The sequence below is a fragment of the Bacillus sp. BS1807G30 genome, from assembly GCF_040047675.1.
GTDB classification, from domain to species: Bacteria; Bacillota; Bacilli; order Bacillales; family Bacillaceae; genus Bacillus; species Bacillus altitudinis.
This window is the reverse complement of the sequence record NZ_CP157353.1, coordinates 918,067-935,839: the sequence shown is the minus strand read 5'-3', so window position 1 is coordinate 935,839 and position 17,773 is coordinate 918,067. Positions and strand designations below refer to the sequence as shown.

General features: G+C 39.5%; 20 protein-coding genes. 11 read left to right on the top strand and 9 right to left on the bottom strand.

What is annotated here, in order from left to right; all coding sequences use genetic code 11:
• Nucleotides 1–3: 3 nt before the first annotated feature.
• Entirely contained in the window at nt 4–510 is a 507-nt protein-coding gene (locus ABG082_RS04770; RefSeq protein ID WP_008348950.1) for a universal stress protein, read from the top strand.
• A gap of 210 nt (nt 511–720) precedes the next feature.
• Here the strand turns inward: ABG082_RS04770 and dat are convergent, their stop codons facing one another.
• Nucleotides 721–1,575 (bottom strand): D-amino-acid transaminase, encoded by an 855-nt coding sequence (gene dat, locus ABG082_RS04765; RefSeq protein WP_008348952.1) that lies wholly within the window; start codon nt 1,573–1,575, stop codon nt 721–723.
• Nucleotides 1,576–1,870: 295 nt separating this feature from the next.
• Here dat and ABG082_RS04760 point away from each other — a divergent pair, with 295 nt between their 5' ends.
• Nucleotides 1,871–2,725 carry a polysaccharide deacetylase family protein gene (locus tag ABG082_RS04760; protein ID WP_035703432.1) on the top strand — a complete coding sequence of 285 codons (855 nt, stop codon included), beginning with the start codon at nt 1,871–1,873 and terminating at the stop codon, nt 2,723–2,725.
• A gap of 38 nt (nt 2,726–2,763) precedes the next feature.
• Here ABG082_RS04760 and ABG082_RS04755 read toward each other — a convergent pair whose 3' ends face one another.
• The 3 genes from ABG082_RS04755 to ABG082_RS04745 form a co-directional block, all read right to left on the bottom strand.
• Nucleotides 2,764–3,510 (bottom strand): NAD-dependent protein deacylase, encoded by a 747-nt coding sequence (locus ABG082_RS04755; protein WP_282833488.1) that lies wholly within the window; start codon nt 3,508–3,510, stop codon nt 2,764–2,766.
• A 14-nt stretch (nt 3,511–3,524) separates the two neighbouring features.
• Nucleotides 3,525–4,613, bottom strand: a complete 1,089-nt coding sequence (locus ABG082_RS04750) for a mechanosensitive ion channel family protein (RefSeq protein WP_348936612.1) — start codon at nt 4,611–4,613, stop codon at nt 3,525–3,527.
• Nucleotides 4,614–4,777: 164 nt separating this feature from the next.
• Nucleotides 4,778–4,879, bottom strand: coding sequence for a YhdX family protein (locus ABG082_RS04745; protein WP_017360338.1), 102 nt, complete (start codon nt 4,877–4,879; stop codon nt 4,778–4,780).
• A 305-nt stretch (nt 4,880–5,184) separates the two neighbouring features.
• On the opposite strand from ABG082_RS04745, the gene ABG082_RS04740 reads away from it, so the two are divergent.
• Genes ABG082_RS04740 through ABG082_RS04730 form a run of 3 tightly spaced genes read left to right on the top strand, consistent with a single transcriptional unit; the run spans nt 5,185 to nt 6,668 of the window.
• Nucleotides 5,185–5,901, top strand: a complete 717-nt coding sequence (locus ABG082_RS04740; RefSeq protein ID WP_348936611.1) for a glycerophosphodiester phosphodiesterase family protein — start codon at nt 5,185–5,187, stop codon at nt 5,899–5,901.
• On the top strand, nt 5,901–6,302 hold the full coding sequence (gene crcB / locus ABG082_RS04735; RefSeq protein ID WP_348936610.1) for a fluoride efflux transporter CrcB: 402 nt from the start codon (nt 5,901–5,903) through the stop codon (nt 6,300–6,302). Before ABG082_RS04740 ends, crcB begins: the two co-directional genes overlap by 1 nt.
• Nucleotides 6,303–6,668, top strand: a complete 366-nt coding sequence (locus ABG082_RS04730; protein ID WP_348936609.1) for a CrcB family protein — start codon at nt 6,303–6,305, stop codon at nt 6,666–6,668.
• On the opposite strand, the gene ABG082_RS04725 is transcribed toward ABG082_RS04730, so the two are convergent.
• Both ABG082_RS04725 and ABG082_RS04720 read right to left on the bottom strand, forming a co-directional pair.
• On the bottom strand, nt 6,665–7,057 hold the full coding sequence (locus ABG082_RS04725) for a hypothetical protein (RefSeq protein WP_017360342.1): 393 nt from the start codon (nt 7,055–7,057) through the stop codon (nt 6,665–6,667). The two genes, ABG082_RS04730 and ABG082_RS04725, sit on opposite strands and share 4 nt — an antisense overlap.
• Nucleotides 7,058–7,146: 89 nt before the next feature.
• Nucleotides 7,147–8,529 (bottom strand): hemolysin family protein, encoded by a 1,383-nt coding sequence (locus ABG082_RS04720; RefSeq protein WP_050827096.1) that lies wholly within the window; start codon nt 8,527–8,529, stop codon nt 7,147–7,149.
• A gap of 335 nt (nt 8,530–8,864) precedes the next feature.
• On the opposite strand from ABG082_RS04720, the gene ABG082_RS04715 reads away from it, so the two are divergent.
• Together ABG082_RS04715 and ABG082_RS04710 are read left to right on the top strand one after the other, a co-directional pair.
• Nucleotides 8,865–9,305 carry a MerR family transcriptional regulator gene (locus ABG082_RS04715; RefSeq protein ID WP_008348973.1) on the top strand — a complete coding sequence of 147 codons (441 nt, stop codon included), beginning with the start codon at nt 8,865–8,867 and terminating at the stop codon, nt 9,303–9,305.
• A gap of 58 nt (nt 9,306–9,363) precedes the next feature.
• Entirely contained in the window at nt 9,364–10,695 is a 1,332-nt protein-coding gene (locus tag ABG082_RS04710) for a hemolysin family protein (RefSeq protein ID WP_007497105.1), read from the top strand.
• Nucleotides 10,696–10,734: 39 nt separating this feature from the next.
• Here the strand turns inward: ABG082_RS04710 and ABG082_RS04705 are convergent, their stop codons facing one another.
• Nucleotides 10,735–11,337, bottom strand: a complete 603-nt coding sequence (locus ABG082_RS04705) for a 1-acyl-sn-glycerol-3-phosphate acyltransferase (protein WP_017360344.1) — start codon at nt 11,335–11,337, stop codon at nt 10,735–10,737.
• 386 nt (nt 11,338–11,723) lie between these two features.
• Between ABG082_RS04705 and ABG082_RS04700 the strand changes: the two genes are divergently transcribed.
• The 3 genes from ABG082_RS04700 to ABG082_RS04690 are packed head-to-tail and all read left to right on the top strand — an operon-like array spanning nt 11,724 to nt 13,544.
• A complete protein-coding gene (locus ABG082_RS04700; protein WP_008348979.1) occupies nt 11,724–12,215 on the top strand; it encodes a sigma-70 family RNA polymerase sigma factor in 492 nt (163 codons plus the stop codon).
• Nucleotides 12,208–13,266 (top strand): anti-sigma factor, encoded by a 1,059-nt coding sequence (locus tag ABG082_RS04695; RefSeq protein ID WP_024719964.1) that lies wholly within the window; start codon nt 12,208–12,210, stop codon nt 13,264–13,266. Before ABG082_RS04700 ends, ABG082_RS04695 begins: the two co-directional genes overlap by 8 nt.
• Nucleotides 13,254–13,544, top strand: a complete 291-nt coding sequence (locus ABG082_RS04690) for a hypothetical protein (protein ID WP_008348984.1) — start codon at nt 13,254–13,256, stop codon at nt 13,542–13,544. Before ABG082_RS04695 ends, ABG082_RS04690 begins: the two co-directional genes overlap by 13 nt.
• 201 nt (nt 13,545–13,745) lie before the next feature.
• Here ABG082_RS04690 and ABG082_RS04685 read toward each other — a convergent pair whose 3' ends face one another.
• On the bottom strand, nt 13,746–14,576 hold the full coding sequence (locus tag ABG082_RS04685; protein WP_008348987.1) for a C40 family peptidase: 831 nt from the start codon (nt 14,574–14,576) through the stop codon (nt 13,746–13,748).
• 356 nt (nt 14,577–14,932) lie between these two features.
• On the opposite strand from ABG082_RS04685, the gene ABG082_RS04680 reads away from it, so the two are divergent.
• Nucleotides 14,933–16,297 carry an alkaline phosphatase gene (locus tag ABG082_RS04680; RefSeq protein ID WP_348936608.1) on the top strand — a complete coding sequence of 455 codons (1,365 nt, stop codon included), beginning with the start codon at nt 14,933–14,935 and terminating at the stop codon, nt 16,295–16,297.
• Nucleotides 16,298–16,347: 50 nt separating this feature from the next.
• Here ABG082_RS04680 and ABG082_RS04675 read toward each other — a convergent pair whose 3' ends face one another.
• On the bottom strand, nt 16,348–17,763 hold the full coding sequence (locus tag ABG082_RS04675; protein WP_017360348.1) for a SpoVR family protein: 1,416 nt from the start codon (nt 17,761–17,763) through the stop codon (nt 16,348–16,350).
• Nucleotides 17,764–17,773: the final 10 nt, after the last annotated feature.

Here is a 17,773-nt window from a genome sequence, read left to right as displayed (position 1 = left end):
ACATTGTTTCAAGCTGATCGGATGGTCGTTGCGTTTGATGGACATGAAGACAGTAAGAAAGCATTAAAGAAGGCAATCGCTTTAGCCAAAACTTTGCATGCCAAGCTGACCATTGCCTACGCTCATGATGGGAAATCCAGCAGACAGGTGTTTGATGCACCTCGCCCAATGACTGGCGGCGCTTATATCGGAGGCGGCATGGCAGACCTTCAAACACCCCCTGTGTATGTACCTCATGATGAACAGCAAAGTCCCTTGATTTTTGAAGACCATACAGAAGAGGTCGTTGCAGAAGCAAGAATGCTGTTAAATGAAGAGCAGTTTGAAGCTGCGATTGAAATTGTTGAAGGGGAGCCTGCAGAAGCGATTATCGAATACGCTGAAGAGATTTCAGCAGACCTCATCGTCATGGGAGCACGTGACCAAAGCAGATTGAAAAAAATGCTCTTTGGCAGTGTGAGTGAAAAGTTATCGTCCAAATCAGATATACCTGTACTGATCGTGAAATAAATGTCATCACAAAAGGCTAAAATGAACTTTATTTTAGCCCTTTGTCTTCTTTTCAGCGTGATAGAAAACCTTTGCAGCCCTAGGAAGGACGAGTACTGGCGCGGAGCGAATTTGACATTCGTGAGCACCAGCACGCAGGACTGACACCGAATGCGAGGGTTTGTCTACACGCTGAAAGGCTGTAAACATTGGTTTACAGCCTTTTTCCTTTTACGAAGAAATAGATGCTTCGCTTTCATGCTTAATTTTTTTCTGGAACCCTTCCTGTACACGCTTCGTGATCTCCCCTGGAACACCTTCCCCAACTGGCTGACCATCTATCTCTACAATTGGAATCACTTCAGCTGTCGTTGAACTAATGAAAATTTCCTGTGCATGCAAAAGTTCGTCTTTACTCATGCGGGTTTCTTCCACACGACATCCTTCTTCCTGACAAACCTCTAGCAGCTTTCTACGTGTAATGCCGTTTAAAATCAGGTTATTTGCTGGGTGTGTACGAATGACACCGTCAATGACGGCATACACATTCGAGGACGTCCCCTCTGTCACAAAGCCGTCTCTTATTAAAATCGCTTCAAACGCACCAGCTTCAGACGCTTTCTGCTTTTCCATGACGTTATATAAAAGGTTTAAGCTTTTAATATCACATCTTAACCAGCGAAGATCTTCAGACAATAGAGCTTTCGCACCAGCTGTCTGCTCTTGAATAGGCTTTTTCACTTGAAATGTATATGCCGTAATCTGAGGGGTAAGTGCACCATATTGATGTTTACGAGGTGCGACGCCTCGCGTGACTTGAATATACACGCCACCATCAATCACTTGATTATCTGCGACTAGCTTCTTCAAATTCTCTTCCATATCGGATACTGTACCTTGCAGATGAATGCCGATTTCCTTTGCACTCTTGAATAGACGCTCAGTATGCTCTTTTAATGTAAACAAAGTTCCATTATATACGCGGATGACCTCATAGACTCCGTCGCCAAATTGATAGCCTCTGTCTTCAATATCAACATGTGCATCTTTTTTTTCAATAAAATCCCCATTGTACAATACTTTCATATGGAATCTCCCCTTCGCTTTGCTTAATGGTTGAATCTGATGCTATCTTAGCGGATAAATGTAAACGTTTCAATGATTATTCAGAATTATTTCATATCCATTTGACTGGATAACCTTCTATTGTAACAAATATAGATTCATAACCAAAAAGATTCCAATTTTTTAGCATCTTCTATATTCATAGGCTCTTTTTTCCTGTATACTTACTCCATATGAGCACGACAAAAAACAGCGAAAAAAGACAGAATCCACTACATGATTCGACACAAACTACTGATTTATTGGAGCGATTGTAATGCAACGGGTTACGAAAAAACAGACACCTTCAAACACGATGCTGCTCTCAAAGGCAATTGGTCTAGTCATTCTGACATTGATCCTTTTTTTCATTTGGGATATATCTAAAACCAATATGCAGGCAGCAGATCAACCGAATGAAGTGTCTGCGAGCAGTCCATTTCGAGACACAAGTACAAGTCTGAAAGCAAAAGATGATTCGCCAAAAACATTAGATGCACATTTTAAGATCAATCCAAACAAACATGTAACGGATCAAACGATCTTTTTGACCTTTGATGATGGCCCTTCTGCTACATCAAATCAGCTGTTAGATGTGCTAAAATCACAGCAAGTGAAGGCCACATTCTTTATGCTCGGGCCGCAAATCAAAGAACACCCAGCAGCTGTGAAAAGACTTCATCAAGAAGGTCATCAATTAGGACTTCATGGCATCACGCATGATGTGAAACGCTTTTATCAAAAAAGTGATTCTCCTGTAAATGAGATGAAAGAAGATCAACGTATATTGGCTTCTGTTACTGGTGAATATACACATCTTGTGAGAACACCTTATGGCAGTTCTCCAAACTTAACAGACCAGCAAAAAACACGTTTAAAACAAAAAGGCTTTGTATACTGGGACTGGACCATTGACAGTCTTGACTGGAAATATAAAAGCTCAAAATATGTACCAGAAGTATTAAATCAGCTGCAAGTGCTTGAAACCAAGTACCCGAAAGAGCCAAAAATCATCTTAATGCATGATCAACCAGCTACCGCAAAATACTTAAACAGTCTGATCACACAATTAAAGGCAAAGGGCTACACGTTTGAAGTCCTTGATGAAACAATGAAGCCACTACAGCAATAAAGAAAACCCGCACCTGTTGGATGCGGGTTTTTTATGATTTATAAAGCATTCACAAGCTCGCCAATTCGTTCGTGAAAGACAAGATCAAACAGCGGATCGAATTCCGTTTCACTTAAATTCATCATGACCTTAAAGATGGAAGGATGATGAGCAGCATCTTCTGGAATATATCGTGCTGGTGCCACTTCCAAGGAAGTTCCCATGACGAGCAGCATGTCCGTTTGCTGGAGCGATTTCTCCACTTGATCAAAGTGCTTCACCATGTCTCCAAAAAGGACAACATCTGTTTTAAGTACTCGTCCACATGTGCGGCCGTCTGATGAAATCCGCTCACAAACCGGCACCTCTTCTTGTAATAAATAAGGCAGTTCGTATGTTGACCCGCATGATGGACATGTAGCTGTTTGAATGGAACCATGCAGTTCATACACATGCTGGCTTCCCGCTTTTTTATGCAGACCATCGATATTTTGCGTGAAAATATCCACGCGTTTTCCTTGCTTTTCTAAATTGGCTAAAAAAGCATGTCCAGCGTTTGGCTCGTACTCTCCACTCATCTTCATTTGAAACAATTCTTTGAATTTCGGCCAAAATTGATGAGGATGTGATAAAAAGTAAGACCGGCTCATTGCCTCCATGCGAGAGGTATCTTCTGTCCATAGTCCACCCGTTGATCTAAAATCGGGAATTCCCGATTCTGTGCTCATCCCAGCACCTGAAAGGACCGTAATATGTGAGACCTTTGATAATCTCTCTCTTAGCGCTGCCACTTTTGTTTGATCCAACCACCATTCCTCCTTTATTCACCGAGCTGTTTCTCACCTTTTTGTTTCATATAAATGGTCTGTCCAGGGAAAGCAAATTCTACCCCTTCTTCATGGAAAATATCAATAATGCGATAGTTAATATCCTGCTTAATATCCAGGTTTTCAGACCAAGCGATTGTGTTTGTATAAAAGTTGAAGAATAAGTTTAAATAGCTGTCTGCCAGCACATCGAGATTCACCATAATCGTTTCCTTATGAACCCCATCATGCTCATAAAGCATTTGTTTCAGACGTTTGATGCACTTATCAATGTTTTCTTTCGGTGTATTGTAAGATACGCGAACGGAGAACGTAATTTGACGTTTATTCATTCTCGTCCAATTTGTGATCGGCTCCTTTGAAAGGGTCGAATTTGGCACGGTCACCACCGCTTCAGCAGGTGTTCTAAATTTTGTGCTTCGGAAGGTAATGTCCTCTACAGTCCCAAGTACACTTGGAGTCTCTACAAAATCGCCCATTGTAAAAGGCTTCTCTGTAATAATCACAATTCCTCCAAAAAAGTTCGCCACTGTATCCTGCGCAGCGAGCGCAAAAGCAAGACCACCTAGACCAAGCCCAGCCACAAGTCCGTTCACATCATAATTAAACTCTTGTGCAATGACGCTAATACTCAGTGCAATAATAATAAAACGAAGAACCTTTGATAAAAATGGCGCTAAAATATCATCCATCTCTAATTCAAATTTTGAATTCACTTTTTGAAATAAGAAGGAAGAAGCTGCGGTTAGATTACAAAGTCCCCACGTCAGCATCAAAATAATAGAGGATCTATACAATTTGACAATGACATCCATATGGTGCTCAAAGTATGGGGCTTGTCTTAACGCAAAATATAAACCTAGTGCCACAAAAAACAGCCTCGCAGGTTTTTCAAACGCCACGACAATTTGATTAATGACTTCGGTTTTAGACCGGTTTGTCAGCTTAAAGAGCAGGTGAAACAAGTATTTCGTAAATACTTTTCGAAGTAATAAAAAAAGCAATAAAATACAAAGGCTAATGCCTATTTGGATCGCAATATCGACTGTAAAATATGTATCCATCCATTTTTGTGTAAACATCTCTGTCTCTCTCCTTTAAAACAATCCTCTCTAGTTTATAATATAACCTTCGTTTATGTCCTCTCTTAAATGTCTGACCTCTATATAAAAAGCCTCGGGACCTATCCCGAGGCATGATGTTCAATTATGAAATTTTGGCTTGAGACATATCGACGGGCAGCAAACTACTTTTTCTTCTGAGCCTGATCAAGGAGAGTCGCTTTAAACATTTCAGCATCCGTTTCGGCCTTAATACGTTCTTCCACTCTAATTCTCCCTTTACCCAATCATCTCGCCTCCTTTTCATCATTATAAAACATCAGAATTTTCAGTCAACATGACGAAAGCACTAATATTTTGACGAACGCTGACGATTTGGACAAAATTGATCGAAGAAAAATTGATGTAATTCAGGTTTACTCAATCAAAGCTTGCTCTATTCCTGTAACTTTTCAAAATGATACATCAAGCTTTTTCGGTACATGAGGTTCCATGATAATACGGCGCTCTTCTTCTCCATATAGTAAAGAAGGAAAACCACCAAAGCATTTGATATGATAAGACCAGAACTTATGTCAGGGAGCTGGAGCAAGTGTATATTATCGCACATAGAGGGTCATCAAGCGCCGCCCCAGAAAATACAATCGCTGCGTTTGATGTAGCTGTCGAGCAAGGAGCAGATTATATTGAATTAGATGTACAAATGACAATGGATCAGCACGTCGTCGTCATCCATGATGATACCGTTGATCGAACGACGAACGGAAACGGCTTAGTCAAAAGTTATACACTTGATCAGTTGAAAAAACTGGACGCAGGAAGCTGGTTTGAACAACAGTATACGAATGAACGAATTCCAACATTACAAGAAATTCTTGAAAGATACAGTCAGCGGATTGGGATATTGATCGAGATCAAACACCCAAAACGGCAGATAGGAATCGAAAAGGCAGTTGCCCGCATCATCAATCGGTTTTCCTATTCTCGTCATATCATCATTCAATCTTTTGATGTTCATGCACTGCAAAGAATCAAAGCATTCGCCCCTTCTCTTCGCACAGCTTTGATTATAAAGCCTGATGCATTTAAACTAACAAAACGAAAGTTAACGACATACAGCTCGTTTGCAAATGGTCTTAATATGAAGAAAACGATGATCAATAGATGGTGGATTGATCGTATTCATTCATTCGGAATGGAAGTATTCATATGGACTGTAAAAGATCAAAAAACAGCGGATCGAATCAAAAAATACCCAATTGATGGTGTGGTAACGGATAACCCGCTATTTTTTCAAAAGGAGAAATGATGCAGATGAAAACTTATTTCGCCGTTTTTATCGGTGGATTGATTGGTACACTTTGCAGATATGAACTAAGCCAAACTGTCATCAGCCAGACATTCCCCTATGCAACGATGATTGAAAACATTTCTGGCAGCCTGCTTCTTGGTTTTGCGACAGGATACTTTCTATTTCAGAAAGGGAAAAAATATCTTGTTGCTTTGATTGGGACAGGGTTTTGCGGCGGGTTTACGACCATGTCCACCTTTTCTAAAGAGACAGTTCTTCTGTTACAGGCAGGGCAGTTCAATTTAAGTATGATGTACATCCTGCTCTCAGTCATTGCTGGAGTAGCCGCTGCTTTAGCTGGCCTGATCCTTGCTGAACGGCTCTTTCATCAAAATAAGCAGCAGAAAGGAAGCAGATAAATGATTCTTTTTTATACAGCTGTAGCTGGAGGGATCGGTAGTGCATGTCGTTTCTTCATCAGCCAAAAAATCCAGAAAACTCCATCCCATGCCCTTTTCCCGTACAGTATTATTTTCATTAATTTATTAGGTGCAGCCGGTTTAGGTTTTCTCACAGGCGCTGTAACGTCCAATCATCCACTGCTAGTGATCATAGGAACTGGTTTTTTTGGCGGCTTTACCACATTCTCTACGTTTAGTGTAGAATCTGCGACGATGCTGATGCAGCGTCAAATAGGAAAGCTTGCTGCCTATTTACTTGTGACAATTATCGGCTCTTTATGCCTTTTTGCGGCGTTTTATCAAATAGGACAACTTCTGTTTTAAATATCTGTGATGGCAGCTAGGCTGATGAGCAGTTGATCCATCAACTGGCGCTTCATTAAAAATAGTGTCTTCTCACTATAGCCGATTTCGATTGCACATTTTGCCATGCGCCAATCTCGAAAATACTTATAATCAATGAGCTGCTGCTCTATTTCATCCAATTCTTTTAAAGCCGTTTCAATACAAGCAACAATCAGTTCATACTGACTTTTCTGCTCTTCTAATTTTTGACGTGCCATATGATGATGTTGGAGAGAACTTCGCTTTTCAAGCTGTCTTTCAATATTTAAAATGGCTGCTTGATAATTCTTGAAATTTTTTAAATGAAACTCAATACGTTTCATTGAGGTTTTTTTCTCCGTGATACTTGCTGTTTCATACCAGAGCATGTCCATCCCCCTTTTACGAACGTTTGTTCTTATTATATACGAACATACATTCTTAAAAAAGAGGCTAAATACCTAAAAAAACCTTGAGCTTATTTTTCGCTCAAGGTCATTTCATTTACTAACAGTGGCTCTTTTATATCAAGCCCTGTTCGTGTATTTTCTTTTTCTGATGATGTGACGCCTTTTTTCAGGTCGATCTTTTTCACATAGCGTCCATCCATCTCCAAGACCTTCATCCGAATATCATCAAGATAAATGGATTGTCCTTCTCGGATATCAATGTTCTCATTTAAGATTAGCCCGCCTATCGTATCAATTTCTTCATCATGATATGACATTTCGATCAAATCTTGAACTTCCTCTAATCTTACTTTTCCATCTAATATATAATGATGCTCCGCTCTCTTTTGAATGACAGGCTGCTCATCTTCATCGAATTCATCTCGAATGTCTCCAACAATCTCTTCTAAAATATCCTCCGTTGTGACAAGTCCAGATGTCCCGCCATATTCATCCGTTAAAATCGCCATATGCATTCGATCGCGCTGCATCTTGACGAGAAGCTCTTGAATTGGAATCGTGTCAATCACTTCAATCACTGGATAAATATAATCTTGAAGCTTCAGTTGATCTTTTTCTCCTTGATACACAATATCTGCAAAGAGCTGCTTTTTGTTGAGCATGCCAATGACATGGTCTTTATCCCCTGAAAACACTGGGAAGCGTGTGTACTTTTCCTTTGTCATGATCACCAGTATTTCGTCTAACGGCATATCTTCTGGAATCGCACAAATTTCTCTTCGCGGTATCATAATTTCTCTTGCGATTCGATTATCAAAATCGAATATCTTGTTCATATAATTATACTCTGATGAGTTGATTTCCCCATTTTTTAAGCTTTCAGATAATAAAATCTTTAATTCCTCTTCGGAATGGGAATGTTCTTTTTCAGACCCCATATCGATACCCATCATTTTCGTTAGTACACGGGCTGACCCGTTCAACACATAAATGAAAGGGTACATAAGGATATAAAATGCATGCAGCGGTCCTGACAGCCAAAGCGTCATTTTTTCTGCCTTTTGTATGGCAAGTGTTTTTGGTGCAAGCTCGCCAACAACTACATGCAAAAAGGTAATAATAGAGAACGCAAGTGTTGCTGAGATCAGGCTGATTGCTGAATCAGGAATGTTTGTCAAACCAAAACCTCGAACTAAAAGTTCTTTTACTGCCGGTTTACCGATCCACCCTAAACCAAGGGATGTCACTGTAATACCGAGCTGGCAGGCTGACAAATATTCATCTAGCCTTGATGTCACCTTTTTCGCCATGATAGCCTTTTTGGACCCTTCGGCAACAAGCTGATTAATTCTTGAACTTCTCACCTTTACAATGGCAAATTCAGATGCAACAAAGAAAGCTGTTAAAGCAATCAAAACTCCGACTATACTCAGATTAACAATATCGTCCATTTAACCTTGCTCTTTCTTAGAAGAACAAGGAGTCACCTCCTGATTGATGATGTTGTCTTTTGCAAAACGGTTAACTGATTAAATAAGACTACTTTGAGGGCCCCACTTAACCACCTCCGGTTCACGTAAAATCCGTCTCTCTACATATATATGAAACGGTATTCATTTTATCTTACCATAAATAATCTGAAAATTCCTGTATCGCTACAGTATTTTAAAGATGACAACCTAAATTGATGGAAATGCCCTTTGTTTCTTCATATTGCCAGGAAATCTGAACAATTATCTTGTATTTCAGACTCGAATTATATTAAACTATTTTCATAAACTATAACGTGACGGTTAGGAGGAGATGTTCAGATGGGGCTGAGAAAAAGTATCGTATTGGTGAACTAGCACAGATTGCACAGGTGACGAAACGAACTGTAGATTATTATACGAATCTAGGGTTGCTTGCGCCTGTTAGATCTTGCTCTAATTATCGTTATTACGATGAACATGCTTTAAAACGATTACAATTAATCGTTCTTTGCAAACAGCAGAGATTGGCTCTTTCTGACATCAAATCCAGATTAGATGAACAATTCCCTTCTCAAAAGGAAGATCCTGATGAACTTGTCCATTTAACCTCTGATATCGATCGGATGAATGAGCATATGGACCGCATTTTGGCACGTTGTAAGCAGCTTCAGCCAGAACAACGTGAAAAACTAAAAGAGCAGCTTACTCCTGAAAAAATGACGGCTGTCCAATCATTTTTACTGCTGTTAAGTTAAAATTTTTACTAAACAGGAGGTGTTACCTTCGTTCTCAAAGTCAGAACGAAGGCCTTAATTGGACATAGTGAATTTACTCATAGTTGCTTTACTTATAGCTTTAACCGCGTTTTTCGTTGCATCGGAGTTTGCGATCATTCGCTTAAGAAGCTCAAGAATTGATCAATTAATTGCAGAAGGTAATAAAACAGCAGTTGCTGTCAAGCATGTCACGACTCACCTTGATGAGTATCTGTCGGCCTGTCAGCTCGGTATTACCATTACCGCCCTTGGGATCGGTTGGTTAGGGGAAGAAACAATTGCGCACATGCTTGCTCCACTATTTGTAGAGCTGTCCATTCCTCAATCAGCCAGTCATATTGTCACTTTTATTATTGCGTTTAGTATTATGACGTTTTTACACGTCGTGGTTGGAGAGCTTGCACCGAAAACACTCGCCATTCAAAAGGCTGAGCAAGTGTCCCTTCTATTTGCTAGACCGCTTATGATATTTTATAAAGTGATGTTTCCGTTCATTTGGGTGTTAAATGGATCTGCTCGTTTATTAACGAAAGCATTTGGTCTTCAACAAGTATCTGAGCATGACATGGCGCACTCTGAAGAAGAATTGCGGATTATTTTATCTGAGAGCTATAAGAGCGGCGAGATTAACCAGTCTGAATTCAAATATGTGAATAAAATTTTTGAATTTGATGACCGTCTGGCGAAAGAAATTATGATTCCTCGTACCGAAGTTGTCAGCTTCCCGCACGATATTACGATTGAGGAAATGCTGAAAGTGACCAAAGTCGAGAAATATACACGTTATCCAATTGAAGATGGCGATAAAGACAACATTATCGGTGTTGTGAATATTAAAGAAGTACTCACTGCATGTATTAGTGGTGAATGTTCCACAAGTGATACGATCGAACATTTTGTAAACCCGATTATTCATGTAATTGAAACAGTTCCTGTTCATGATCTACTGCTTAAAATGCAGCGTGAGCGTGTACACATGGCCATTTTATCAGATGAATATGGCGGTACAGCAGGACTTGTAACAGTTGAAGACATCCTTGAAGAAATCGTCGGTGAAATTCGTGATGAATTCGATATTGATGAAATCAACGAAGTGCGTAAATTGGGAGAAGACCACTACATCTTTGATGGAAAGGTCCTTGTAGATCAAGTTAACCTGCTACTAGGTATTCAGCTTGATAACGAAGAAGTCGACACAATCGGCGGCTGGTTCCTTACACAAAAATATGAAGTCGAGAAAAATGACGCGATTCGTGAACAAGGCTATGAATTTATCATTAATGAAGTCGATGGACACCATGTGGCATACATCGAAGTCAAAAAACTAAACGAACAACTATTAGAAGCAGCTGAAGAAGGCGCTTCTTAAGAAAAAAACGACCCTTGCCTTAGCAAGTGGTCGTTTTCTTTATCCCTTTTCGATTAACTTAGCTTCAAGTTCTTTGATTCTTGTGTTTAATACTTCTGTCATCGCACCTAATCTTTCTTTTGGCGGCAGATGATCAAATTCAGACAGCTCAATCGGTTCACCAATAATTAAGCGCATTTTCCCCTTCTTAAAAAGGCTTTTTGCATTAGAAGGTCCTTTGTACGCTGCTGGTACGATTGGTGATTTGCCGAGCTGCGCAATCGTAACGGCCCCTCTTTTTAAAGGAACATCTTCTGTTGTACGTGTTCCGCTTGGAAAAATCCCAACGATTTTCCCCTCTTTTAATAATTTAATGGGCGTTTTAATACTGCTTGGCCCAGGATTCTCTCGATCAACTGGAAAAGCATGAATCTTCTTTAAAAATCCGCCGATCCATTTATTTGCAAACAATTCTTTTTTCGCCATGTAGTGGATCTCAAACGGAAGAATTCCTGCGCCTAATGCAAGAACATCCACAAAACCCTCATGCGTACAAGCAATGACAAACCCCCGGTCTGTTGGCAGATTCTCTTTTTGATATACTTTGATTCCGCCTCGGAGAGCAAAAAATGCTTTGACGGTATAGCCTGAAAATTTATACATAGTGCACTTCCTTTGTTTGAAGAATGAAGGATTTGTTTCTATTATAACAAATTTTTTATTACCTGGTACTAAAAATTTTCTCCTGCTGATAAAATAGAGACGGTTCACTAAAAATCATCTTTTCACTTAAGAGACCGCTCCTTCTGTATTCAAGTATGTGTTTTTAGGAGAGAATAGAGGAAGAAATGTGTCCGAAATTGTCGTTTTTTGAGTTTTTTTCCTGATTTGTTCTATTGAAAACACTTTATAAATGATGCAAATTTCGCTATGATAAGGAGAAATGATTTTGATTCGGTGAAAGAGATGAGTAATGTACGGCCTATGAGAAGTTTCGTGCAACTTTATGCCTTTCTTATGCGTGTATAACATAGAGGGGAGAAAAATCAGTGACGATCGATGAAATTTATCAAATGTATATGAACGATGTTTACAGGTTTCTGCTCTCCATGACAAAAGACAAACATTTGGCAGAGGACTTATTGCAGGAAACCTTTATGCGTGCTTATATACATATTCATTCCTACGACCATAGCAAAGTGAAACCTTGGTTATTTCAGGTGGCACGAAATGCTTTTATTGATTATGTCAGGAAACATAAAAAAGAAGTGACCATATCGGATGATCTCATTGGCGGCCTTTTACAAACGTCTGTACAAAGTCCTGCTGAACAGATTGAAATAAAAGAAGTCCTCAACATGTATTTGGAGCAGCTTCCAGATAACTACAAGGAAGCGTTGACATTGTATTATTTAAAAGAACTGAATTACAAAGAAGCATCCAAGGTCATGAATATTACTGAAGCAAATTTTAAAAGTGTTTTATTTCGTGCAAGGCAGCGCCTAAAAGCACTATATAACAGAGGTGTTAATGATGAATGAAGAGTTTAATAAGCGATGGGAACAATATAATAATGGCGAGATGAACGAGGAAGAAATGATGGCGTTTGAAGAAGAGCTCGAAGAAAATGAAAAACGCTTAAGCCAAGAACTGAATGACTCAGATTGGACAGACTTCTCCATCAGTCCTGAAAAACAAAAAGCCATTTTACAATACGGAAAAAGAAAGTCCTATTTACGTATTTCTGTGCTTGCTGTCATATCTACACTGATTATTTTACCGCTTTGTACACTAGGTAGTTATCTATACTACGGCGTTGGCGGAGCAGACAGTAAAGGCAATCATTTTATGGAAACGGCCGCTGTAACAGTCGCCCTAACAAAACCGAACGTCGCCATTGATATGAAGGATTTAAAAGGGCAGGTCAAACTGTTTGGTATGAACACAGAACTTAAGCTACAAAAACAAATTGGCAATAAAACAGAAGCCATCGGTAGTGAACAAATCGAAATGTTTTTCGATAAATTAAAGCAGCCTACGATCTCTTATTATGGCGACAGCGCACGTAATACGGAGGATTTCTTTACGCACCCTTCGTCGCAGGCAGATACATCTAAAAAACAAACACTCACCACTTTAGACAAGTTACCTGAAGGAACAGTGAGTGAAGTATATGTATCCTATGACAAAGCATACACACCGAAAGACGTGTATTCATTTGCTAAAAAATATGATATGAAAGTGCTTTGGAATGCGATCAAAACAGAAGATTCATTAAGTGGAAATCAGCGTCCAATCGGTTTTCCCGGGAAAGACTCTGAATTTTTAAAAGAGCTTCAGCACACATCAAAAACAGAGGTTGATCAGTTCAAAGATGCCCTCGCCTATGTCAACCAGCATCCATCCTGGGCAAAAACGATCTCTGGCAGACCTGAACTTGACCTCTCTAACCGAATACGCTACATCAATCAAAATGGTGTCACGGTTTACGGTTCTGTTGTCACAGGTCCTTCTAAAGAAATAGAGAAATTTGTGAAGACAAAACGCATTAAAACGGCCAAAGTGAGCGAGGTGGAATTATGGAATTGGTAAGAATTTTTAAAGAGCATAATGTGTTTGGCTGGATTTCGGTCGGCACCGCTATTTTATCGCTGCTCATGCTGAACCTCGCCATTATTAGCAATGTGACATTTTATTCGTTTCAAATGCTTCCTTTTGCAATGGCCGCAGTTCCATTCGGTGTGATTGAACTGTTCATTAAAAAAGGCCGCACTGGACCAGGTTTCCTAGGCGTCGTTCTCAATATTTTTGTCATCGTTTGTGTCTATGCGATCGTCTCCATTGATGTCGATCTTCAATTAGGTTTTTAAATCTCATGAGATAAAAAGCCCGTGTTACTTGGCTAATGTCAAGCAGCATGGGCTTTTTTATGATATCGTTTTTATTTTCTTTCATTGACTGCAAAGGTTTTCTATCACGCTGAAAAAAAGAAGACAAAGGGCTAAAATAAAGTTCATTTTAGCCCTTTGTCAACAATCTGAGACTGCTTTATAAGCAGTCCCTAGATGATGTTAGTTTACAAATGTCTTTGCGCCAAGGTAAATTGGCTTCCAATAGCTTGAAGTCATATCGCTGATCGTCACACCATCAGAAGCAGCGTGGATAAACTTGTTGTTCCCAAGGTAGACACCCATGTGAGATGGGCCAGATTTATAGGTTGTAAAGAAGACAAAATCTCCAACTTTAGGTGTTGAGACGCTTTTCATTGATCCCCAAAAACCTTCAGTTGTTTGTCTTGAAATCTTTGTTTGTTTGTTAATGATATACCACATAAAACCGCTGCAATCAAAGCCTTTCGGTGTCGTTCCACCCCATTTATATGGTGTACCGTTTTGTGCTTTCGCATCTGCTACGAGTTTAGACGTGTTTAAAGAAGAAGTAGCAACTGTTTTTTCTTTGACAGGTGTTGGTTTCACTTTGGATGTCTTTTTCACTTTCAGCTTTTGTCCAATTTTAATCAGATCTGTTTTGAGTTTATTTAACGATTTCAGCTCTTTCACTGTCATTCCATATTTTTTGCCGATTTTAGATAAAGTATCACCTTTGACAACTTTATGAGTGGCTGTCGCTGAAGACGCTTTTACTTTTGTTGTTGTTTTTGATGTTTTCGTTACCTTTTTTGAAGAAGTACCATTCACTTTTAAAGTTTGTCCAACATAAATCGTGTTAGATTTCAGTTTATTGTCTGATTTAATCTTACTCACGGTTGTTTTGTATTTTTTCGCTAGAACAGAAAGAGAGTCACCTTTTTGAACCTTTACTGATTGTGCTGAGGCAGCTCCGGCAAATAATGTCGTCCCAAGTAGAACTGCACTTGCAGCTGTGATCAATTGTTTTTTCATTTGTTCCTCCTGTATGTATCTATCGTGATCCGAATTTTTATCTACTTTCTATTATAAGGATCGAATACCAGAAGAAATAGTCTTGACTTCCTACGACATTATGCTTATTAATTCGGCAAAAATTATTTTTTTTTAGGGTTCTTTTTATTTCATTTTTATTACACAATCATGACAAAACAAATGCATCTTGTCATAGATAAATCATACATTCATTTCTCTTTTTGGTTCATTCTATGTAAAGTGGACCTTTACAATTTTAAAGTGAACTTTACGGTGTTGTCATTTGGAATCCACACTTCTGCTCTACCATTGTAAACGTAAGAGAGCGATACATAAACAATGAGGAGGCAAAATGAATGAGTGTGTTGAAAAGCTCGAAAACGAAAATAGCTGCAATCGCAGCTGCATCAATGTTATCGATTGGTATTTTTTCAGGAATTGAATTTGGACAGGCTGACAAAGCTGAGGCTAAAAAGAAACCAAAAAATGACGTACAAAATGTGATCGTGCTCATTGGAGATGGCATGGGAACACCTTACCTTTCAACTTACCGCTCATTTAAACATAACGGTGACCTTTCCAAGCAAACAGCGTTTGACCCTTACCTCACTGGCATGCATAAAACATACCCTGATGATTCTAAAAGTAACATTACTGATTCAGCAGCAGCTGGTACAGCCATGGCAACTGGTCAAAAGACATACAACAACGCCATTGGTGTAAACAAAAATGGCAAAAAACTAAAAACAGTATTAGAAGAAGCAAAACGCAAAGGAAAGTCTACTGGTCTCGTCGTCACATCTGAATTAACTAATGCGACACCTGCTGCGTATGCCGCCCACGATGTTTCTAGAAAAAACACAGCAGCCATTGCTGATGATTTCTTCGATGAGAAAATTGGCAAACAGCATACAGTCGATGTCATGCTTGGCGGAGGACTGATCGATTTTGTCCGCAAAGATCGTGATTTGACGAAAGAATTTCAAAAAGCAGGCTATCGTTACGTAACCAATAAAGCTGACTTACAAAAAAACAAACAGCAAAAATTGTTAGGCATTTTTGCTGACGGTGGTCTCGATAAAGCAATTGATCGTGATAAAACGACCCCTTCCTTGCAAGACATGACATCCTCAGCCATCAAACAGCTGTCTAAAAACAAAAAAGGATTTTTCCTCATGGTTGAAGGCAGTCAAATTGACTGGGCTGGACATGACCACGATATTGTCAGTGCGATGAGTGAGATGAAAGATTTTGAAAAAGCATTTGAAGAAGCCATTCGTTTCGCAAAAAAGGATAAAAACACGTTAGTCATCACGACAGCAGATCATTCAACTGGCGGCCTTTCCTTCGGGGCAGACGGCTCGGGCAGCTGGGATTATCAGCCTGTCAAAGCAGCAAAGAAGACACCTGATTTTATTGGAAATAAAATTGCAGGGGGTATGACGGTCGAGACTGCGCTCAAACAATACATCGACCTTGGATTCACAAAAGAGGAAATCGCCTCTATTCAAAAGGCAGCTGAAACAAAAGATCCTGTTCAAATTGATGATGCCATCGAAAAAGTCATCAATACAAGGTCTCATACAGGCTGGACCACATCAGGTCATACAGGGGATGAAGTACCATTTTATGCTTATGGACCAACAAGCGAACAGCTAAAAGGGCTCATGGAAAATACAGATCAAGCGAAACACATTTTCAAACTGCTGAAAAACCAATAAAGTGCTAATCACAAAAAAAGATGTCTAGTCGTAGACATCTTTTTTGATCATTAAGCGAGATACTTCCTATGAACCCCTTTTCCATCGTATGAAAACATCACTTCTTTTCCTTCAAGAACTGACTCGATGTGCACACTTCTTCCCCATAGCTGATACAAATATGGAAGCACCTTTTCTAAGTATTTGAGATCAAGCTCAATGCCTTCATACCAATGTTTAATATAGAGTTCGTTGTTTTTTAAATAGTCGCCATCGATGACTGTCAAATACGGAAAGCCGCCATTGACCCTCATGCTGACTAGCTGATCACGGACTGCCTTCCATTCTTTATCAATGACTTTATAGTCTCTCCCCTGCTTTTGAAACAAGTACAAATCTTCTCTCATCACAAGGTCTTTCGTTAAGTAATTTCGAATAAAAGAAATGTCTGATTCAATTTCTCGCACTTCAAACATTTTGCTGCGACCGGACCCTTCCGTCACTCCGGCTTTTTTTAATTCCTCGCATGGATGATCGTAGCGCTCTTCAATATCTTCAAAAATCTTCAGCCCTAAATAGTAAGGATTGATTCCTGTCTTAGATGGCTGCACGACACCTGCATTTAATTTGGCAAATTCAATCGATTCACTTGAATCTAAATCAAGTTCACGCATAATCCGCTGGTGCCAATACGATGCCCAGCCTTCATTCATGATTTTCGTTTCTAGCTGTGGCCAAAAATAGAGCATTTCCTCTCTCAGCATCGTCAGCACATCCCGCTGCCAAGGCTCTAGCTCCCGGGAGTGTGCCTCGATAAAGAGCAAAATATCTTTTTCTGGCTTTGGGGGGAATTGCTTGATCGTTTTCTTTTTCTCACGTGTTTTCGGTTCATCCATTCCCCACAAATCATCATATGGCGTTTGACGTTTTGGTTTGTCCTCTTCATATTCATCTTCATCGTCAAGATTCCAGCTTAATTTTGAACGAACAAGCGACGGATCAATATGCTCCTGCAATGCCAATACAGCATCTAAAAAGGACTCGACTTCTTTTGTACCGTGGATATGTTCATATTCTTTAATTCGCTCTGCTGCCGCTGACATACTTTCCACCATATCTCGTTTTGTGTTTTGGAAACGGCAGTTGTTTTTAAAGAAATCGCAGTGTGCCAAGACATGAGCCACAATTAGTTTATTTTGAACAAGCGAATTGTTATCAAGGAGAAAGGCATAGCAAGGATTTGAATTAATCACAAGCTCATAAATTTTGCTTAATCCTAAATCATAATGAAGCTTCATTTTGTGAAATTGCTTTCCAAAGCTCCAGTGGCTAAATCGTGTTGGCATGCCATATGCACCGAATGTATAAATAATCTCCGCGGGACAGATTTCATACCTCATCGGATAAAAATCTAGACCAAATCCTTCTGCAATTTCTGTAATTTCATCAATGGCTCGTTGTAAAAGACGCTTTTCAGATACGCTCAAGGAAACCATC

Coding starts and splice junctions, on each gene's coding strand:
- ABG082_RS04760 (WP_035703432.1), top strand. CDS start 1,871: ATGCAACGGGTTACGAAAAAACAGACACCTTCAAACACGATGCTGCTC.
- ABG082_RS04730 (WP_348936609.1), top strand. CDS start 6,303: ATGATTCTTTTTTATACAGCTGTAGCTGGAGGGATCGGTAGTGCATGT.
- ABG082_RS04685 (WP_008348987.1), bottom strand. CDS start 14,576: ATGAAAAAACAATTGATCACAGCTGCAAGTGCAGTTCTACTTGGGACG.
- ABG082_RS04690 (WP_008348984.1), top strand. CDS start 13,254: ATGGAATTGGTAAGAATTTTTAAAGAGCATAATGTGTTTGGCTGGATT.
- ABG082_RS04705 (WP_017360344.1), bottom strand. CDS start 11,337: ATGTATAAATTTTCAGGCTATACCGTCAAAGCATTTTTTGCTCTCCGA.
- ABG082_RS04680 (WP_348936608.1), top strand. CDS start 14,933: ATGAGTGTGTTGAAAAGCTCGAAAACGAAAATAGCTGCAATCGCAGCT.
- dat (WP_008348952.1), bottom strand. CDS start 1,575: ATGAAAGTATTGTACAATGGGGATTTTATTGAAAAAAAAGATGCACAT.
- ABG082_RS04720 (WP_050827096.1), bottom strand. CDS start 8,529: ATGGACGATATTGTTAATCTGAGTATAGTCGGAGTTTTGATTGCTTTA.
- ABG082_RS04695 (WP_024719964.1), top strand. CDS start 12,208: ATGAATGAAGAGTTTAATAAGCGATGGGAACAATATAATAATGGCGAG.
- ABG082_RS04725 (WP_017360342.1), bottom strand. CDS start 7,057: ATGCTCTGGTATGAAACAGCAAGTATCACGGAGAAAAAAACCTCAATG.
- crcB (WP_348936610.1), top strand. CDS start 5,901: ATGCAGATGAAAACTTATTTCGCCGTTTTTATCGGTGGATTGATTGGT.
- ABG082_RS04750 (WP_348936612.1), bottom strand. CDS start 4,613: ATGTTTACACAAAAATGGATGGATACATATTTTACAGTCGATATTGCG.